Annotated in this window: 18 protein-coding genes and 1 tRNA gene; 13 read left to right on the top strand and 6 right to left on the bottom strand. The window is 67.5% G+C overall.

The window, feature by feature from the left end; translation table 11 throughout:
• The first annotated feature begins 172 nt into the window (after window positions 1-172).
• The 4 genes from ACWF9G_RS08205 to ACWF9G_RS08190 all read left to right on the top strand — a co-directional run bounded on the left by ACWF9G_RS08205 (window position 173) and on the right by ACWF9G_RS08190 (window position 1,913).
• Entirely contained in the window at window positions 173-730 is a 558-nt protein-coding gene (locus ACWF9G_RS08205) for a hypothetical protein (RefSeq protein ID WP_452514525.1), read from the top strand.
• Window positions 731-848: 118 nt separating this feature from the next.
• Entirely contained in the window at window positions 849-1,271 is a 423-nt protein-coding gene (locus ACWF9G_RS08200) for a DUF3052 domain-containing protein (RefSeq protein WP_189033190.1), read from the top strand.
• A 73-nt stretch (window positions 1,272-1,344) separates the two neighbouring features.
• The gene (locus ACWF9G_RS08195) at window positions 1,345-1,809 is read left to right on the top strand and encodes a peroxiredoxin (RefSeq protein ID WP_452514524.1); all 465 of its coding nucleotides are present in this window, start codon (window positions 1,345-1,347) and stop codon (window positions 1,807-1,809) included.
• Window positions 1,810-1,841: 32 nt separating this feature from the next.
• A tRNA-Val gene (locus tag ACWF9G_RS08190) sits at window positions 1,842-1,913 on the top strand.
• Window positions 1,914-2,194: 281 nt separating this feature from the next.
• On the opposite strand, the gene ACWF9G_RS08185 is transcribed toward ACWF9G_RS08190, so the two are convergent.
• Window positions 2,195-2,854, bottom strand: coding sequence for an FMN-dependent NADH-azoreductase (locus ACWF9G_RS08185; RefSeq protein ID WP_452514523.1), 660 nt, complete (start codon window positions 2,852-2,854; stop codon window positions 2,195-2,197).
• Between the two features lie 132 nt (window positions 2,855-2,986).
• Between ACWF9G_RS08185 and ACWF9G_RS08180 the strand changes: the two genes are divergently transcribed.
• The 7 genes from ACWF9G_RS08180 (at window position 2,987) to ACWF9G_RS08150 (ending at window position 9,446) form a co-directional block, all read left to right on the top strand.
• Window positions 2,987-3,328 (top strand): winged helix-turn-helix transcriptional regulator, encoded by a 342-nt coding sequence (locus ACWF9G_RS08180; RefSeq protein ID WP_379038891.1) that lies wholly within the window; start codon window positions 2,987-2,989, stop codon window positions 3,326-3,328.
• 136 nt (window positions 3,329-3,464) lie between these two features.
• Window positions 3,465-5,312, top strand: coding sequence for a hypothetical protein (locus ACWF9G_RS08175; RefSeq protein WP_452514588.1), 1,848 nt, complete (start codon window positions 3,465-3,467; stop codon window positions 5,310-5,312).
• Window positions 5,309-5,494 carry a hypothetical protein gene (locus ACWF9G_RS08170; RefSeq protein WP_379308048.1) on the top strand — a complete coding sequence of 62 codons (186 nt, stop codon included), beginning with the start codon at window positions 5,309-5,311 and terminating at the stop codon, window positions 5,492-5,494. Before ACWF9G_RS08175 ends, ACWF9G_RS08170 begins: the two co-directional genes overlap by 4 nt.
• Window positions 5,491-5,874 (top strand): hypothetical protein, encoded by a 384-nt coding sequence (locus tag ACWF9G_RS08165; RefSeq protein ID WP_452514522.1) that lies wholly within the window; start codon window positions 5,491-5,493, stop codon window positions 5,872-5,874. Before ACWF9G_RS08170 ends, ACWF9G_RS08165 begins: the two co-directional genes overlap by 4 nt.
• Window positions 5,871-7,199, top strand: coding sequence for a hypothetical protein (locus tag ACWF9G_RS08160; protein WP_452514521.1), 1,329 nt, complete (start codon window positions 5,871-5,873; stop codon window positions 7,197-7,199). Before ACWF9G_RS08165 ends, ACWF9G_RS08160 begins: the two co-directional genes overlap by 4 nt.
• 113 nt (window positions 7,200-7,312) lie before the next feature.
• Window positions 7,313-8,500 (top strand): NAD(P)/FAD-dependent oxidoreductase, encoded by a 1,188-nt coding sequence (locus ACWF9G_RS08155; RefSeq protein ID WP_452514520.1) that lies wholly within the window; start codon window positions 7,313-7,315, stop codon window positions 8,498-8,500.
• 10 nt (window positions 8,501-8,510) lie between these two features.
• On the top strand, window positions 8,511-9,446 hold the full coding sequence (locus ACWF9G_RS08150) for a sigma-70 family RNA polymerase sigma factor (RefSeq protein WP_379308044.1): 936 nt from the start codon (window positions 8,511-8,513) through the stop codon (window positions 9,444-9,446).
• 14 nt (window positions 9,447-9,460) lie between these two features.
• Here ACWF9G_RS08150 and ACWF9G_RS08145 read toward each other — a convergent pair whose 3' ends face one another.
• Both ACWF9G_RS08145 and ACWF9G_RS08140 read right to left on the bottom strand, forming a co-directional pair.
• Window positions 9,461-9,940: a nitroreductase family deazaflavin-dependent oxidoreductase gene (locus ACWF9G_RS08145; protein WP_452514519.1), complete on the bottom strand. Its 480-nt coding sequence runs from the start codon at window positions 9,938-9,940 to the stop codon at window positions 9,461-9,463.
• A gap of 25 nt (window positions 9,941-9,965) precedes the next feature.
• Window positions 9,966-11,138 (bottom strand): aromatic ring-hydroxylating oxygenase subunit alpha, encoded by a 1,173-nt coding sequence (locus ACWF9G_RS08140; RefSeq protein WP_452514518.1) that lies wholly within the window; start codon window positions 11,136-11,138, stop codon window positions 9,966-9,968.
• A gap of 100 nt (window positions 11,139-11,238) precedes the next feature.
• On the opposite strand from ACWF9G_RS08140, the gene ACWF9G_RS08135 reads away from it, so the two are divergent.
• Together ACWF9G_RS08135 and ACWF9G_RS08130 are read left to right on the top strand one after the other, a co-directional pair.
• Window positions 11,239-11,832 (top strand): TetR/AcrR family transcriptional regulator, encoded by a 594-nt coding sequence (locus ACWF9G_RS08135; RefSeq protein ID WP_379308041.1) that lies wholly within the window; start codon window positions 11,239-11,241, stop codon window positions 11,830-11,832.
• Between the two features lie 252 nt (window positions 11,833-12,084).
• Entirely contained in the window at window positions 12,085-14,463 is a 2,379-nt protein-coding gene (locus tag ACWF9G_RS08130) for a (Fe-S)-binding protein (protein ID WP_452514517.1), read from the top strand.
• A 195-nt stretch (window positions 14,464-14,658) separates the two neighbouring features.
• Here the strand turns inward: ACWF9G_RS08130 and ACWF9G_RS08125 are convergent, their stop codons facing one another.
• From ACWF9G_RS08125 to ACWF9G_RS08115, 3 genes are all read right to left on the bottom strand, one after another.
• Window positions 14,659-14,961, bottom strand: a complete 303-nt coding sequence (locus ACWF9G_RS08125) for a hypothetical protein (RefSeq protein ID WP_452514516.1) — start codon at window positions 14,959-14,961, stop codon at window positions 14,659-14,661.
• Window positions 14,942-15,517, bottom strand: a complete 576-nt coding sequence (locus tag ACWF9G_RS08120) for an RNA polymerase sigma factor (RefSeq protein ID WP_452514515.1) — start codon at window positions 15,515-15,517, stop codon at window positions 14,942-14,944. Before ACWF9G_RS08120 ends, ACWF9G_RS08125 begins: the two co-directional genes overlap by 20 nt.
• 170 nt (window positions 15,518-15,687) lie before the next feature.
• Window positions 15,688-16,479 (bottom strand): class I SAM-dependent methyltransferase, encoded by a 792-nt coding sequence (locus tag ACWF9G_RS08115; RefSeq protein ID WP_452514514.1) that lies wholly within the window; start codon window positions 16,477-16,479, stop codon window positions 15,688-15,690.
• Window positions 16,480-16,665: the final 186 nt, after the last annotated feature.

Here is a 16,665-nt window from a genome sequence, read left to right as displayed (position 1 = left end):
ACCCGTCACACACGTTTCGGGCGCACCCCCATCCTTACCGAAAAGGTGGCGCAGGTCATCCCTCCCGGGCAGGTACTGGGCGGTATTTCCCTGGACCGCGACGTGCCGGCGCATTCGCAGATCCACTAGGTTTGGCTGTGGGAACCACGTGAGCGAGAGGGATCGGACAACGATGAGGCTGCTGGACGCGCGCCGGCTCGGGCTGGGCTGTGCCGCTGTCGCCGTGACCGCGGGCATGGTGGTGGCCGGCTGCGCCGAGCAGGTGCCTGGCACGCCGACCACCGATCCCGCCGAGGTCGCCGCGTACCAGACCGAGGCGGCCGCGTCCTCGTCGGCCGCCGCGTCGTCCAAGGCCGCCGCCGCGCAGGCCAAGGCGACCAGCGACAACTGCACCAAGTTCCCCACCACCACCGGCGCAGGCGTGACCGCCTTCAACGAGTTCGTCACCGCCCACGACAGCAACGCCCCCGACTACGCCGCCAAGCGCGAGGCCGCCGCCACCACGCTCGACAACGCCGCTCTCGCGGTCGAGACCGGCGTCACCACCGCGGCGGGCGCGCTACCCGCCGATCTCGCGGAGAAGTTCACCGCCTACGTCGTCGCCGCCCGCGAGCTGTCCGCCGAGACAAGGAAGATGACCTACAGCTCGCAGGTGACCAAGCTCAACGACGCCAGCCGCACGATCAACCAGGCCCGCACCGCGGTCCACGACGCCTGCCCGAGCCGCTGAATTCGCCCCGCCGACACGCGGCATACGGTCCCAATTCATCCGATCGGCTTGCGCTGCGGCCGATAACCATGTTCGCTTGCACCTATCTTATTGTCGGCAGTTTAGGGAGGACACCACCGTGGTCGCCGCGGCGGACGCGCAGAACTACGCTCAGAAGCTTGGCATTTCTCACGGCTTGGTCGTTCAGGAATTGGGCTGGGACGAGGACACCGACGACGACTTGCGCGCCGAGATCGAGGAGGTCAGCGGCGGCGAGATGGTCGACGAAGACTCCGACGAGGTCGTGGACGCCGTCCTGTTGTGGTGGCGAGAAGGTGACGGCGACTTGGCCGACGAGCTGATGGATGCCATCGGCCCGCTGGCCGACGAAGGCTTCATCTGGGTCCTCACCCCCAAGACCGGTCAATCGGGCCATGTCGATCCGAGCGAGATCGCCGAAGCCGCACCCACGGCCGGCCTGACCCAGACATCCACCATCAGCCTCGGCAGCTGGACGGGCTCGCGCCTGGTCCAGCCGAAGGCACCGTCCAAACAGCGTTGAATCCGCCGTTCGCTAAGGTCTCAGCCGGACGAGAACGCTCGGCTGAGACCCGACACGACGGAGGATTCGCCCTATGCCGCTAGAGGTTGGCACTCTCGCGCCGGACTTCACGCTCAAGGACCAGAACAACCAGCCCGTCTCCCTGTCGGACTACCGCGGCAAGAAGAACGTGCTGCTGGTGTTCTATCCGCTCGCCTTCACCGGCATCTGCCAGGGCGAGCTGTGCAAGGTTCGTGACGAGCTGCCCAAGTTCCAGAACGACGACGCCGAGATCCTCGCGATCTCCGTCGGTCCACCGCCCACCCACAAGATCTGGGCAGCAGAACAGGGCTACCTGTTCCCCCTGCTGTCCGACTTCTGGCCACACGGCGCCGTCACCCAGGCCTACGACGTCTTCAACGAGAAGTCCGGTTACCCCAACCGCGGCACCTTCGTCGTCGACAAGTCCGGTCACATCACTTTCGCCGAGATGAACGGTCCCGGAGAGGCCCGTGACCAGGCGGCTTGGGAGAAAGCGCTCACCGCGCTAGATTCATAAACCGTCACCGCCGGTTCCCACCGGCGGTGCCCGGGCGTATAGCTCAGCGGTAGAGCACTGGTTTTACACACCAGCGGTCCGCGGTTCGATCCCGCGTGCGCCCACAGATGTCGACCGGACAGCGTTGCTGTCCGGTCGACCGAGGACGGAGGATCATGCTCTCGCTCGATCTCCCGCATCCACCTCGACACAGCCCTCGCCCGCCTCGGAATCCAGTTGACACCCGAAACCGGTGTCGCAGACTGGAACACCGCGGTCCTGCCCGCTGAACTCGGCGCCGGGCATGCGATACCTATGGCAAATGTTCGACCCTCCACGATTGCGTGGTCGGCCGCACAGACGTTGGCGGTCACGATGACGCTGGTCCAGCACCGTCGTCTGCTGGTCACCGCCGGGTGGCTCGCAAACCCACTGCACCCACAGATATCAGATCTGCTACCCGGTTCCGGGCGAGCGCGAGGGACCGCTGCAGGCGCTCGCCGCCGAATTCGTCGTTGCCCGTGTAGACGAACTCGACCTCATCGATGCCGATGAAACCCAGAGCCGTGCGCAGGTACGGCTCTACGTGATTCGCGCTCGCCAGCGGACCACCCATCTCATACCCGGCGTCGCCGGTGCCGACGATGACGAAGGCGCGCTTGCCGGAGACGAGTGGTGTGTACGGTGCCGCGGCCTCAGGGTCGAATGCAAAGGTGCGCCCGACCCGGACGATCTGGTCGATGTAGGCCTTCAGCATCGCCGGTACCCCGAAGTTGTACATCGGGACACCGAGCACCAGCACGTCGGAGGCGAACAGCTCGTCCACCAGTTGGTCGCTGTAGGCCAGGGCCTCGCGCATCTGCGTGGTCCGCTCCCCTGGCGTGGTGAAGGCGGCGGCGATCCAGTCCTCGGTGAGGTGCGGAGGCGGTTCGTGGCCGAGGTCGCGGCGGATCACCGTGTTGCCGGGTCCGCCCTCGCTCCAGCGTTCGACGAACTCCTGGACCAGTGTGCGGGTGTGTGAGCGCGACCGGCGCGGGCTGGCATCGAGCTGCAGCAGCTGGACCATCTCTGATACTCCTGTCAGGGCGGGGAACTTGCGGAACCGAGCCTGCCCGACGGGGAATATCCGCGTAAGAACGCACATTTCTGTTACCCGGTACCCTTTTTCATACCTTTGCCGGTGAGACGAGGATGTGGCATGGCGAAGCGTAAGCAGGATCTCGATTTCGACTGCCCGGTCGAGGTCACCCTTGATGTGATCGGCGGCAAATGGAAGGGCATGATCGTCTTTCATCTGAGTGAGGGAACGGCGCGGTTCAACGAGATGCGCCGCGCCATGCCGCACGTGACCCAGCGAATGCTGACCGCGCAGCTGCGCGAGCTCGAGCGCGACGGCGTCCTCACCCGCACCGTGTATCCGGAGGTCCCGCCCCGAGTCGAGTACGAGCTGACCGACTTCGGCCGCGGTCTCGTCCCGATCATCCTGCTGATGGAGACCTGGGGCGAGCGGTACCGGGAGCAGCTCCGTCAGGCCGGGTAGTCAGCCGGGCTGAGCACCGGATTCGAATCGCGTCCTGCGCGCGCGGGGTACCGGCGCCACGCGGAATTCGGGATACTGTTCGTTACCCCGCAGACCGGGCGCTTCGACCCATCGGAGGACTGCCGTGGCCACAGCGATGACCGATCCGTCGACAATCCTGATCGCGCAGGGCACCGAAGGCGGTGGCGCTGCCCTCGATCAAGTCGCGGTGATGACCGGCGCGGCCGCCGTGGTCGGCGCGGTGCTGCTGGTGGTGGCCTACCTGCACCGGACGCGGCGCATCACCTGGCTGCGGCGCCTGGCCGACTTCAGCGGTCGCATCATGAACCGCCCCGGCTGGGTGGCGCTGCCGATCGTGATGTTCCTCGCGACCATCCTGACCGCGTTCCTCGGCTTCATCTGGGATGTGAGCCTGCACGTCGGCAAAGGTCGCGACGCCGGACCGCTGGCCAACCCGGCGCACTACTTCATCCTGGTCGGCCTGTTCTTCCTCTTCATGGCCGGAATGCTGGCGATCGTGCTGCCGCTCGACGAGAAGCCGGGCAGTGCCGCGGTGCGCATCACCCGCGACTGGTACGCGCCCGTCGGCGGCATCTTGATCGCGGGTGCCGGTTTGTACGCGCTGATCGGTTTCCCGCTCGACGACATCTGGCATCGGTTGTTCGGCCAGGATGTCACCCTCTGGGGGCCGACCCACCTGATGCTCATCGGCGGTGCGGGCCTGTCGTTGATCGGCGTGCTGCTGCTCGAACTCGAAGGCCGATACAACCGGCCCGATCCCGACCGGATCGACGGGCGGGTCTTGTGGGCGGTTCAGGCGTTCGCTTTCGGCGGTCTGGTGATCGGCCTGTCGGTGTTCCAGGTCGAGTTCGACTTCGGCGTCGAGCAGTTCCGGCTGGTGCTGCAACCGATGCTGATCGTCTTCGCCGCGACGATCGCCCTGATCTCGGCGCGGTTGACGCTCGGCCCACTCAGCACGCTGCTGCTCGTTGCCTTCGCCTTCTGTGTGCGGTATGTCGTCGCGGTCCTCGTCGGGACCGGATTCGAGGCGCCGCACAACGTGTTTCCGCTGTATCTCGGTGCCGCGATCGTGGTCGAACTGCTCGCCCTCGTGCCGCTGGTTCGCCGCCCGCTCTGGTGGGGCGCGCTCACCGGATTCTGTGTGGCGACGGTGGGTGTCTGGCTCGAATCACTGTGGATCGAGCGGATGTTCGTCAATCCCTGGGTCGCCGGGATGTGGCCGGAGCTGCTCGCCATGGCAGTGCCGGTCGGCGTGGCGGGCGGTGTGATCGGCGCGATGCTCGGCACCGTCTTGCGCGGCGAGGCATTGCCCAGGCCCGCGGTGCGGCGTGGAATCGTGGTCGCCGCCGTGGTGATCGCCGCAGCGGCGACTACGAACGGCCTGATCATCCGGGTACCGGAGAGCGCGTCGGCGACCGTCACGCTCACCGATGCCGCTCCCGCACAGGGCGGGCGGATGGTCACCGCCGACATCCGGCTCTCCCCCGAGGATCTGATCGGTTCCGATCCCGAATGGGTGGAGATCCTGTCCTGGCAGGGCGGCACCGGCGACGACAGTCCCGGCCACGGCCTCGTCGTGGACAGACTGCGCCGCATCGCCGACGACCACTTCGTTTCCACCCGGCCGGTGCCCGTGCACGGCACCTGGAAAACGCTGCTGCGCCTGCAGGATGGGCGCATGCAGGCCGCGCTGCCGATCTTCATGCCGCTCGATCCCGGTATCGGCGCCGCGGAGGTGCCCGCACCCGCGAGCTTCACGCGGCCGTTCGTCGAGGAGATCACGGTCTTGCAGCGCGAGCGATCCTTCGACCATCCGTCCTGGCTGATCGGCCTGGCGGGCCTGGTGGTGCTGGCGTGCAGCCTGGCTTTGATCGCGGCGATGTCGTGGGGCGCTGCCCGCATCAACGACCGCTATCTGGCGGCGGGCCGCACACAGGGCCAGAAGCCAACGGCCCAAACATGATTCGCCAGGACGACGTCGACCTTCTCGCCGACCACTCCCTGCTGCTGGCGATTCCGGCCTTCCTGCCCGCGATCGCGCTGGTCGGTCTGGTGCTGTTCATCGCGATGCGTGACCGGCGCGCGGAGAAACGCGAGAACGCAGAAACAGAAACACCATCCGCGCAGACCGAGGAGCATCCGTGACCCATCGCCTGGGCCGGTACGGGCTACTCACCCTCGCTGTGAGTTCGCTGCTCGTCGGCTGCGCATCCGGCGACCGGTCCGGGGCGAGGACCACCCCGAACGGCGAGCCCGCGGCCCGCACCATCGACATCCGGATCGCGAACGGCACGGTCTCCCCGGCCAATACGCGCACCGAAGCCGAGGTCGGGGAACGTATCGTGTTGCGGGTCGACAGTGACACCACCGACGAACTGCATGTCCACTCCGACCCCGCGCAAACCTTTCCCGTGACCGCGGCTTCCGGGCAGGAGTTCGGCTTCACCGTGACGGTGCCAGGCCAGGTGGAGATCGAACTGCATCACGCTGGACGGACGGTGACGACGCTGCTGGTCCGGCAGTGAGTGTCCTCGCCCACGGTATCGGCGGTGCCGCGGACCTGCCGATACCGCTCACCTACGCGCTGGTCGGTGCGGCGTGGGCGCTGACCTTCTCGTTCGCGCTGCTGTTCTTCGCCTGGCGCAGGCCACGATTGGACCCCCGCTCGCCGGGATACGTACTGCCCGCACCGGTCCGCCGGGTAATCGACGCGCGCGCGACGCGAACGATCGTCGCCGCGGTGAGTGTGGCGGTGACCGCCTGCGTAATCGTCATCGCGGTGTTCGGCTCCTCGGACCCGGCCCGGAATCCAGTGCCCGGAGTGCTGTACGCCGGCGTCTGGGTCGGGGTGATGGTGGGGTCCCTGCTGATCGGGCCGGTCTGGAAGGTCGTCTCCCCAGCCAGAGCGATGCATCGATGGGGTTGCCTGCTGCTGCGATGCCCGCCGGAACGCGGACTTCTCCACTACCGCGAGGAATGGGGGTACCGCCCCGCGGCGCTCGGCCTGTTCTCCTTCGTCTGGCTGGAATTGGCTTGGCGCGCGCCGGGATCGGTGGGTTCGGTGCTGACCTGGCTGCTCGGCTACCTGGTCGTGACCTCGATCGGGCTCGTCCTGTTCGGCACCGTCTGGGCAGAACGGGCCGATCCGCTCGAGGTGTACAGCACGCTACTGGCGCACCTGAGCCCCTACGGGCGCGACAGCGCCGGACGGGCGGTGTTGCGGATGCCACTGAACAATCTCGCGGGCACTCCGGCACTCGCCGGTTCCGTGGCCGTCGCGGCGACGCTGCTCGGATCCACCGCCTTCGACAGTTTCTCGACCTTCCCGCGGTGGCGCGAGCTGGTCGACGATCTGGCGCCGGTCGTCGGCGCGGAGCTGGTGCACACCGCCGGGCTGCTGGTCTTCATCGGGGTGGTCGGCGGGCTGTTCTCCATCGCCGCGCGTGCCACCGGCGGCCTCTCCCCCGCCGATCGCGCGTTGCTGCCGCGGCAGCTGGCCTGCAGCCTCACTCCGCTCGTCGCCGGCTATCTCATCGCCCATTACCTGACATTTCTGATCGAGAAAGGCCAGGCGACCGTCCTGCTGTTCGCCGACCCGCTCGATCGCGGCTGGAACATCGCCGGCCTCGCCGATCGAGAGGTCGCCTACGTGCTGTCGAGTCATCCGAGCGTGCTCGCCACCTGCACCGTGCTCGCCGTCCTCGTCGGTCACATCCTCGGCGTCGCCGCTGCCCACGACCGCTGCCTCGTCCTGCTCCCGCCACGCCACCGGCTGACCGGCCAGCTCGCGTTGATGCTGACCATGGTCGGTTTCACATTCACGGGCCTGTATCTGCTGTTCGGAGGTTAGCGCTCTGCACCCGGTAGCGACGAATGGGGAGTGGCGCACGTCACAACCCTCTCCTGTCAGTAATTCGCGGGCTGTCTCGTTCAGAGTGCACGCGAACCAGACAGGAGCGAATCATGCAGCATCGCATCGTCGTCCTCGGTGCCGGATACGCCGGCGCCTCCGCCGCCGGTTACCTGGCCCGCCAACTCCACCCCGACGACTTCGAGATCACCGTCGTCAACGCCGAAGCCGATTTCGTCGAACGGTTGCGGTTGCATCAGCTCGCCGCCGGGCGCGAGCTGCGGCATCGACCGCTGGCGGAGGTGTTCGCGGGCACCGGGATCCGGCTGCGGGTGGCACGCGTGGCCGACATCGATCCCGTGCACCGCACCGTCACGGTCGTCGACACCGCGGGCACCGACCGGATCGACTACGACACCCTCCTCTACACCCTCGGCAGCGGCGCCGACCAGTCCGTTCCCGGCGTCGCCGACCACGCCTTCCACGTGGCCGCGCGTCCGTCCGCGGTGCGCTTGCGCGCGCGTCTCGACGCGTTGGCCGAGGGTGGCAACGTCCTGGTCGTCGGCGGCAATCTGACCGCGATCGAGACCGTCACCGAGATCGCCGAAGCGCATCCACGGCTCGAGGTCGCCCTTGCCACCGGTGGCGAGCTGGGTGGCTGGCTCGGTCCGAAGGCTCGCAGGCACCTGCTGCGGGCATTCGACCGCCTCGACATCACCGTCCACGAGCACACCCCGATCGGGCGGGTCGAGCCGTCGACGGCGATCGGTACCGACGGCACCGTGCTCGCCGCCGACGCCACCGTGTGGGCCGCGGGGTTCGCCGTGGCGCCGATCGCCGCCGATGCAGGACTCGCAGTGGAAGCCGGCGGCCGGATCAGGGTCGACCGGCAGATGCGATCGGTGTCGCACCCGGGTGTCTACGTCGCCGGTGACAGCGTCTTCGTCCTCGGCGAGAACGGGCATCCCCTGCCGATGTCCTGCGCGTCCGCGGGGTTCACCGGCATGCAGGCGACCGCCACGATCATCGGTGACCTGACCGGGCGCAAGATCAAGTCGACCGCGTTGTCCTATGTCGGCAACCACATCAGCCTCGGACGCAAGGACGCCATCTTCCAGCTGGTCGACGGTGACGCCCGCGCGAGGACCGGCGCCCTGCGCGGGCGCCCGGCGGCCCTGGTCAAGTCGGCGATCGTGGCGACCAGCGGCTGGGCCATCAGCCATCCGACCTTCGGAAGGCCCAGTCACCGATTCCGCGCGGCCGGATCCAGAGACCGTTCGACCGAGGTCGTCGCAGGCTAAGTTCGTGCTCATGGACACTGCCACCGTGGCGCGTTTCGAGGCCAGCCGGAATCGGCTGGCCTCACTCGCCTATCGTCTCCTCGGCTCGGCCGCCGACGCCGAGGACACGGTGCAGGATGCGTTCCTGCGGTGGCAGGCCGCCGACCGGGAGTATGTCGAGGTGCCCGAGGCCTGGCTGACCAAGATCGTCACGAACCTGGCGATCGATAGGCTCCGTTCGGCGGCGGTGCGCCGCGAACGGGCGGTCGGCGCCTGGATGCCCGAGCCGTTGCTCGACGGCGATCCGATGCTCGGCCCGGCCGACACGGTCGAGCAACGGGAGTCGGTGACGCTGGCGGTACTGACCCTGATGGAGCGGCTGACGCCGGTGGAACGCGCCGTCTACGTGCTGCGCGAAGCCTTCGCCTACAGCCATGCCGAGATCGCCGGCGTGCTCGGCATCACCGAATCCGCGAGTCAGCAACACGGCCATCGGGCCCGGCGCCGAATCACCGCCGCGCGCAACGGAAACGACATCGATCGTGCCGCCGCGCACCGTATCGTGGCGGCGTTCGTCGACGCCGCCGCCTCCGGCCGGACCGAACGCCTGGTCGCGCTGCTCACCGACGACGCGACCGGCGTCTCCGACGGCGCCGGGCTGGCCGGAAGACTGATCCGGTACACGAGCCCGGAACGGATCGCCGTCGCGATCCGCGCCGGCTTCAAGCCCTCCGAGGCCAAACGGAGACTGGCCGGCGGCTCACCGTCGATTCACGCCGCCGTGGTCAACGGCTGCCCCGCCGTGCTCGCCACGCTCGACGACCAGGTTCTCGGTGTGGTGGTCCTGGAGGTCAGGGACGGCAAGGTCGCAGGCACCCGCGGCATCGCCAACCGAGAACGACTGCAGCGCCTCACCCTGGAATGGCAACGCCAGGACCACGGTGCCCCACTGATCGAATCCTGGTAGTCCGTGGTCAGGATTCAGCGGGGCTCGAGGATGACGACCGGGATCTCGCGCTCTGTCCACGACTGGTAGGTCGCGAAATCGGCGTAGAGGTCGACAAGCAAGGGCCACAACTCCGCTCGCCGCGCGGCATCGGCCACCACGGCACGAACGGCCCGGCGCTCGGGACCGATCTGGATGTGCGTGTCGGGGTGCGCGCACAGGTTGCGATACCACTGTGGATGTTTCGGCAGCCCACCCTGCGAGGCGACCACGACGATGTCCTCGCCGTGCACCAGGTAGAGCAGCGGAACGATGTACTGCCGGTTCGTGGTGCGCCCGCGATGTTCGAGCAGCAATGTCGGCACCGGTTTCCGGAAACCGGCGCCGATGCGCCACGTGCCGCCGATGCGGCCACCGGTGCGCCGGTACACCGCGACCTGCGCGCGACCGACGAGCTTGAACATCTTCGGCAGCAGCGGCGAGTCGAGCTGGCGAGGACGGGGCGGATGGGACATGCGCTTCTCCTGCAAGGGGTTTCGGTCAGCTCAGCGCGACGCCGAGTTCGGTGGCGAAGGTCTTGATCATGTGCTGCACGCCGATCTCGTTGCGGCCGATGATCATATGGTCGTGCTGGCCGTGCCGGACACCTTCGCCGCACTGGGGCAGCATGGCGAAGTCCTCGTCGCGGACCGCGGCGTGCACCTGCGCGTAGATGCTGTCGTAGACAGCGCGCTGCTCGTCGGAGGTGGCCGGAATCTTGGCCATCCAGCTGTGCCGGACGGTGCAGCGGGTCGGCGCGCCCGCGGGCAGCATATCCAGGATCTCCACGCCGACGGGACTGTTGGCGAGCACCAGGTTCGGATAGACCCAGTAGATGACGCCCATGTTCATCAGCGGGTCCCACGAGCCGGTCGGATCCGAGTCGAGCGCGGTGATCCAGTTGAACGGGAATCCCATCCGATGGTGACGGCCGAAGACGTCATGGGTGGAGGTGTTGGCCACCGTGTTCTGCCCGATCACGCTCTGGCCGTGGACGAACGGGAAGTGGTAGCTCTCGGCGAAGGCCTCGAGCGCGCCTTTCCAGCTGACCTCGGAGGTGAATTCGCGCTCGTCGTGATAGCCGTAGGAGGCGTAATCCAGTTGCGCCAGTTCAGGTCCCATTTCGCCGAGGTGTGCATCGATGTCGATGGCGGCGTCGGCGGAGAGCACCGCCCAGATGAAGCCGTGGCGTTCCTGGCTCGGCAGTTCGACCAGGCCGTAGTCGCCGCGATCCATCCCGGTGAAGCCCTCTGCGCCGGGGACGCCGGCCAGTTCGCCGGTATTGCGGTAGGTCCACGCGTGATACGGGCAGGTGAAGCGGGTGGCGTTGCCGGAACCGCAGGCCGGTTGCGCGCCGCGGTGGCGGCAGTAGTTCAGCAGCACGTGCGCGGTGCCGTCGCGGTCACGGGTCACCAGCAGCGAGTCGCCGAGCACGGTGCGCACCACGTAGTCGTTGAGGTCGGGGATGCGCGCCGAGGGCACGATCATCAGCGGGGTGCGGCGCAGGATCTGCGATTCCTCGACCTCGGTGATCTTCGGGTCGCGGTAGTAGTGCAGCGGCACGCGCAGCGGGGTGGGCGCCATGTCGGTGGTGCGGTCGAGTACCAGGCGCAGGGCGCGACGGGTCAGGTCTTCGGTCAGCCCGGCGGCACCGGGCTCGATCTGGGCGGTCATGACAATGACCATACATATTGGCGTATATGTATGGTCTACTTTTCGGGTGAACGGTTTCCCCGCTAGGGTCGGCGAGTACGCCACGACCGGAGGGGATGCGATGCGCACACACGGCTGGTCGGGCACCACGCCGGCCGACGACACCGAAGCCGTCGAGCGCATCATCGCCGCCGCCCGCACCGCCATCGAGCGCAGCGGCGCCGACTTCACCATGGCCGAGATCGCCCGGGACCTCGGTGTCACCCGCCAAACGGTGTACCGCTACTTCGCCAACGCCGACGCGTTGCTGACGGCGACAGCCCTCACCGAGACCGGCCGCTTCCTCGATGTCCTCGCCGCCCACCTCGACCACCTGACCGACCCGGCCGAAGCCGTGGTCGAAGGCATCGCCTACACCCTCGAAAGCCTCACCGCGGACAAGTATCTCGGCCTGCTCTTGACCCCCGGCCGCGCCGGCGCCTCCTCCCCCGGCATCACCTCCGACACCGCATTGGCCTTCGGCCGCTCGATCCTCGAACGCTTCGCTGTCGACTGGGCAGCCGCGGGGATCGACGACCGCCGTCTCGACGAACTCGTCGAACACATGCTGCGCATCGTGCAGTCCTTCGTCCTCGACCCGGGACGCCCACCCCGCCATGGCGCCGACCTCCGCACCTACCTCACCACGTGGGTCGCACCGGCACTACGAACCTGAGGCCTTCTCTCGCCGGCTGTCGTGTTTGGCGACGGTCAGTGTGCAGGCACCGCCCTCGCAGGTGCGTTGCAGTCGGCTGGATCGCGGCTGGAACATCGAGCTGCGGCGGCCGAGGCATCGCGCCTCGGCAAGGCCGGCGCGAGCAGGGCTTCCACCTCCGCCGATTCGGTGATACTTTGACACCAGGCATGAAGTTACCGGCCAGTAACATGACTCTTGTTGCTGGTCACCGACTTATCGGGGGGCTGCACAATGACCACTGCCACGATCACACTCGGGATCATCGGCATCAGCATCACCCTGTTCTGCTGGGGGATGCTCTTCACCGGGATCACCCGGATGATTCGCGTCTTCCGCACGGGCAGGCCCGACCGGTCACGGCTTCGCCCGTTCCTGCCGCGAGCGAGGACCGTCGTCGTCGAGATCGTCGCGCACACACGGATGAACAAGTTCCGGACCGTCGGCTGGGCGCACTGGCTGGTGATGGTCGGGTTCCTGCTCGGGATGGTCTTCTACTTCGAGTCCTACGGCCAGACCTTCGATCCCGAGTTCGGCTGGCCGATCATCGGCGATACCTTCGGCTACCACCTGCTGGAGGAAGTCCTCAGCCTCGCCACCATCATCGGAATCGTGGTGCTGATCGCCATCCGGCAGCTGAATCACCCGCGGCGACCCGAGCGGCTGTCCCGATTCGGTGGGTCGAATTTCCTTGCCGCATATCTCATCGAGACGATCGTGCTCATCCACGGCCTCGGTGATGTCCTGGTCAAAGCGGGCAAGATCGCCACCTACGGCGGCGGGCACGTTTCGACCGACCTGTTCACCATGCAGGTCGCCCGAGTGCTACCGGCCAGCCCGCTGATGATCTCGATCTTCGCGTTCGTCAAGATGCTCGCCGGCGCGGCGTTCCTGTATCTCATCGGCCGCAAGCTCACCTGGGGCGTTGCGTGGCACCGGCTTTCGGCCTTCTTCAACATCTACCTCAAGCGTGAGGACGACGGCGGCGTCGCGCTCGGTGCCGCCAAACCCATGATGTCCGGCGGCGCGATCCTGCTGATGGAGGACGCCGACCCCGACATGGACACGTTCGGTGTCGGCAAGGTCGAAGACTTCACCTGGAAGGGCTTGCTCGACTTCACCACCTGCACCGAGTGTGGTCGCTGCCAGAGCCAGTGCCCGGCGTGGAACACCGGAAAACCGTTGTCGCCCAAGCTGCTGATCATGTCGCTGCGCGACCACACGTATGCCAAAGCGCCCTATCTGCTGGCCGGTGGCGACAGGGACCAGCTGTCCGAAACGGACCGCGCCGAGGCCGAGCGTCCGTTGGTCGGTGGCGAGGACGTGCACGGCGTCATCGACCCCGAGGTGTTGTGGTCGTGCACCACCTGTGGTGCCTGCGTCGAGCAGTGCCCGGTCGATATCGAACACGTCGACCACATCATCGACATGCGCCGCTACCAGGTACTGATCGAGTCGGAGTTCCCCTCCGAGCTGGCCGGTCTGTTCAAGAACCTGGAGAACAAGGGCAACCCGTGGGGCCAGAACTCCAAGGACCGCCTCAACTGGATCAAGGAAGTCGACTTCGACATCCCGGTCTTCGGTAAAGACGCCGACAGCTTCGACGGCTACGAATACCTGTTCTGGGTCGGCTGCGCCGGCGCCTACGAAGACCGCGCCAAGAAGACCACCAAGGCCGTGGCCGAACTCCTGGCCACCGCGGGCACCAAGTTCATGGTCCTGGGCGCGGAGGAAACCTGCACCGGTGACTCGGCGCGCCGCGCGGGCAACGAGTTCTTGTTCCAGCAGCTGGCCATGCAGAACATCGAGGTCATCAACTCGGTGTTCGAGGGTGTGGAGCAGTCGCGTAAGAAGATCGTCGTGACCTGCGCGCACTGCTTCAACGCGCTCAACAACGAGTACCCGCAGGTCGGTGGCACCTACGAGGTCGTGCACCACACCCAGCTGCTCAACCGTCTGGTGCGTCAGAAGAAGCTTGTTCCGGTCGCGTCGGTGTCGCAGAACATCACCTACCACGACCCCTGCTACCTGGGTCGGCACAACAAGATCTACAACGCCCCGCGTGAGTTGATGGAGGCCTCGGGTTCGACCCTGGTCGAGATGCCGCGCCACGGCGAGCGGTCGATGTGCTGTGGTGCCGGTGGCGCCCGGATGTGGATGGAAGAACAGCTCGGCAAACGCATCAACGTCGACCGTGTCGACGAGGCGCTCTCGACCAACCCGACCAAGATCGCGACCGGTTGCCCGTTCTGCCGGGTCATGCTCAACGACGGTGTCACCGCCCGTCAGGAACAGGGCCTGGGTGAGGGTGTCGAGGTCGTCGATGTCTCGCAGCTGATGCTGGACTCGATCACCCGCATCGACGCCGCCGAACTGTCGGCGAACCTGCTCGTCGTCCAGGAACCCAAGGCCGAGCCCGAACCCGAGCCCGAACCGGAACCGGCCCCGGTCGCCGAGGTCGCGACCGAAGCCGCGCCGAAGGCCGCGCCTGCCGGTGGTGGCCTCGGGATGAAGGGTGCCGCCAAGGCACCCGGTGGCGATCTGGGCATGAAGGGTGCCGCCAAGGCCCCCGGCGCGAAGGTCCAGGCAGCGTCCGCCCCTGCGGAGACCTGAGGAAGTCGCGCTCGAGGACATCACCTCGGCTGAATTCGAAAAGGTCTGGTCGGCCGCTCGCGACGCGCTAGAACGCCAGGCCGACAGCTGAACAGAGCTCGCGGGCAAGGCAAGCGCGCAACAGGGGCTCTGCGGACGAAAGAGGGTGTGCCCCATGCCCTCGCGTGGGGCACACCCTGAAACCGTTGCCGTGGACTACGAGGCGACCTTCGTACGGTGCTCGTCGGGCCCGGCGACGGTCAGCTTGCACGCACCGTCCTCGCAGGAGCGCTGCAGCCGACCCCTCGATATCGTCTGCATCAACCCGATCGCCCAGCAGGTCGGGCAGCCGCGCAGCGCGATCAGCCCCACGGGTAGGAGGAGCAGGCCGGCCGGGCCGGCGAGTGGGATCAGGGCGACCGAGCCGATCAGGGCGGCGAAGCCCACTGTGCCGCGGGCCAGGTGTTTCGGTAGGGATGAGCTGGCGAAGTCGGGGCTGTCAGGTTTCGTTCCGGTCATCGTTTCCTCCAGGAACCAGGTCGGATGCGGATTGCAGTGTTTCGCGTACCGTCGCGCGTGCTCGGTGCAGGCGTGACTTCATCGCGGCGGTACTCAGTCCGAGGGCATCGGCGACCATCCGTCCGCTGTAGCCCTGGATGTCGCGCATGATCAGGACGCGACGCTGATCGGCGGGCAGGGCGGCGACCGCGGCCGCGACCCGCCCCGCTTCCAGGCGTTGCAGGACCTCGTCCTCGGCCGAGGCGGCAGCGGCGATGTCCGGCACCGGCGGGTGATCTCGCAGCGCCACCCGTGCTCGCCGCAGGCACTCATTGCGGACGATGCGGAACATCCACGACGCCAGTGCGCCGGAGGCCCGCAGCATCCCGATCTTGCGGTACAGGATGATCAGTGCTTCCTGCGCCGCGTCCTCGGCGTCTTCCGGTGTGGCGCACAGGGATCGGGCGAAGCGCTGGATGTTCGGGTGCGCGCCCGACACCAGCGCGGCGATCGAATCCACATCGCCACCCTGCGCCGCGACGATCAGCTGGTGGTCGGGCCAGGTCGACTCAGCCACGCCCGGCTCGTTTGCGCTTCACGACGACCATGCACGTGCACAACGCCACCAGGCCGACCACAACACCGATTCCGATGATCACAACAAACCTCCGTATCCGGTCCCGACATTGTGTCGGGACACAGATAAGAGGCAGCGGCCGGCCGAAAGGATTCAGGGCTCGTGCGAACTCAACGACGGGCGGTGACGATCCAGGCCCGCGAATCGAAATACACGCCGGTGTCGCTCGTGTGCTCGGCGAGGGTCGCGAGCAACCGCGCGCGAGTTCGCCCGGCCGCGTCGGCGTCGAGAGCGGCGAACATGTCCAGGAATCCCTGCAGGCGGGACAGGTTGGCGAGGGCCGCCTCGCTGTCCGCGCCGTAGTAGACCGGCTCGTGCACGTCGGTGAATTCGATGTCGGTGAACCCGGCCGCCGCCAGGATGGTTTCGGTGGTCACCGGGTCGGCGAGGGCGAACGGACCTGGACCGTCGGCCGGCGCCGTGGCGCGGATCCGCACCAGCGCGGACGCCCACTCGTTGCGGTCGTGCTCCTGCCAGACCAGCAGCACCAGCCGTGCGCCCGGCCGGAGTGCCAGCCCGATATTGGTGAACGCGGCGACCGGATCGGCGAAGAACATCGAACCGAACCGGCTGATGCAGAGATCGAAAGACGAGGGCGGGAACGGATGAACCTGCGCATCCGCCTGCTCGAAAGCGATGTTGGTCAGCTGCTCGTCGTCACTGAGGCGACGAGCCTGGTCGAGCATCGGCGCCGAGACGTCGACACCCAGCGCACTCCCGTCGACGGCAGCGCGGGCGGCCTCGCGCGTGGTCAGGCCGGTGCCGCAACCGATGTCGAGCACCCGGTCATGGGCGCCGACGCGGGCGGCGGCACGGAAGAGTGCATTGTGCGGGCGCAGTTCCGCGTCGTAGTCGAACAGGTCGGTTTCGGCCGATTGCCGGGCACTGCGCTCATCGGGCATCGCCGTCACCGCGTCCTCTCGAGGTCCGAGGCTCCATCTCACCACGCCGCGCCGCCGGTATGTGGTGGGCGGCCCCCCGGGGGGGCCCCACCCCCGGGGACAAGGGCGGGGCGGGTCCGAGGGGGGCGGCGCTGGCCGCCCCGCTCGGGGTGGGGTCCACGGCGGCGCCACCGCCCACCGACAAAC

Source organism: Nocardia sp. NPDC055029, assembly GCF_053608525.1.
Note: the sequence above shows the minus strand (reverse complement) of the source record. Positions and strands in the feature narration are given on the sequence as shown.

What these genes read in the sequence shown, in the direction of transcription:
- ACWF9G_RS08185 (WP_452514523.1), bottom strand. Translation starts at nt 2,854, where the DNA reads ATGGTCCAGCTGCTGCAGCTCGATGCCAGCCCGCGCCGGTCGCGCTCA.
- ACWF9G_RS08115 (WP_452514514.1), bottom strand. Translation starts at nt 16,479, where the DNA reads ATGCCCGATGAGCGCAGTGCCCGGCAATCGGCCGAAACCGACCTGTTC.
- ACWF9G_RS08205 (WP_452514525.1), top strand. Translation starts at nt 173, where the DNA reads ATGAGGCTGCTGGACGCGCGCCGGCTCGGGCTGGGCTGTGCCGCTGTC.
- ACWF9G_RS08170 (WP_379308048.1), top strand. Translation starts at nt 5,309, where the DNA reads ATGATTCGCCAGGACGACGTCGACCTTCTCGCCGACCACTCCCTGCTG.
- ACWF9G_RS08130 (WP_452514517.1), top strand. Translation starts at nt 12,085, where the DNA reads ATGACCACTGCCACGATCACACTCGGGATCATCGGCATCAGCATCACC.
- ACWF9G_RS08175 (WP_452514588.1), top strand. Translation starts at nt 3,465, where the DNA reads ATGACCGATCCGTCGACAATCCTGATCGCGCAGGGCACCGAAGGCGGT.
- ACWF9G_RS08140 (WP_452514518.1), bottom strand. Translation starts at nt 11,138, where the DNA reads ATGACCGCCCAGATCGAGCCCGGTGCCGCCGGGCTGACCGAAGACCTG.
- ACWF9G_RS08125 (WP_452514516.1), bottom strand. Translation starts at nt 14,961, where the DNA reads ATGACCGGAACGAAACCTGACAGCCCCGACTTCGCCAGCTCATCCCTA.
- ACWF9G_RS08195 (WP_452514524.1), top strand. Translation starts at nt 1,345, where the DNA reads ATGCCGCTAGAGGTTGGCACTCTCGCGCCGGACTTCACGCTCAAGGAC.
- ACWF9G_RS08180 (WP_379038891.1), top strand. Translation starts at nt 2,987, where the DNA reads ATGGCGAAGCGTAAGCAGGATCTCGATTTCGACTGCCCGGTCGAGGTC.
- ACWF9G_RS08155 (WP_452514520.1), top strand. Translation starts at nt 7,313, where the DNA reads ATGCAGCATCGCATCGTCGTCCTCGGTGCCGGATACGCCGGCGCCTCC.
- ACWF9G_RS08145 (WP_452514519.1), bottom strand. Translation starts at nt 9,940, where the DNA reads ATGTCCCATCCGCCCCGTCCTCGCCAGCTCGACTCGCCGCTGCTGCCG.
- ACWF9G_RS08135 (WP_379308041.1), top strand. Translation starts at nt 11,239, where the DNA reads ATGCGCACACACGGCTGGTCGGGCACCACGCCGGCCGACGACACCGAA.
- ACWF9G_RS08150 (WP_379308044.1), top strand. Translation starts at nt 8,511, where the DNA reads ATGGACACTGCCACCGTGGCGCGTTTCGAGGCCAGCCGGAATCGGCTG.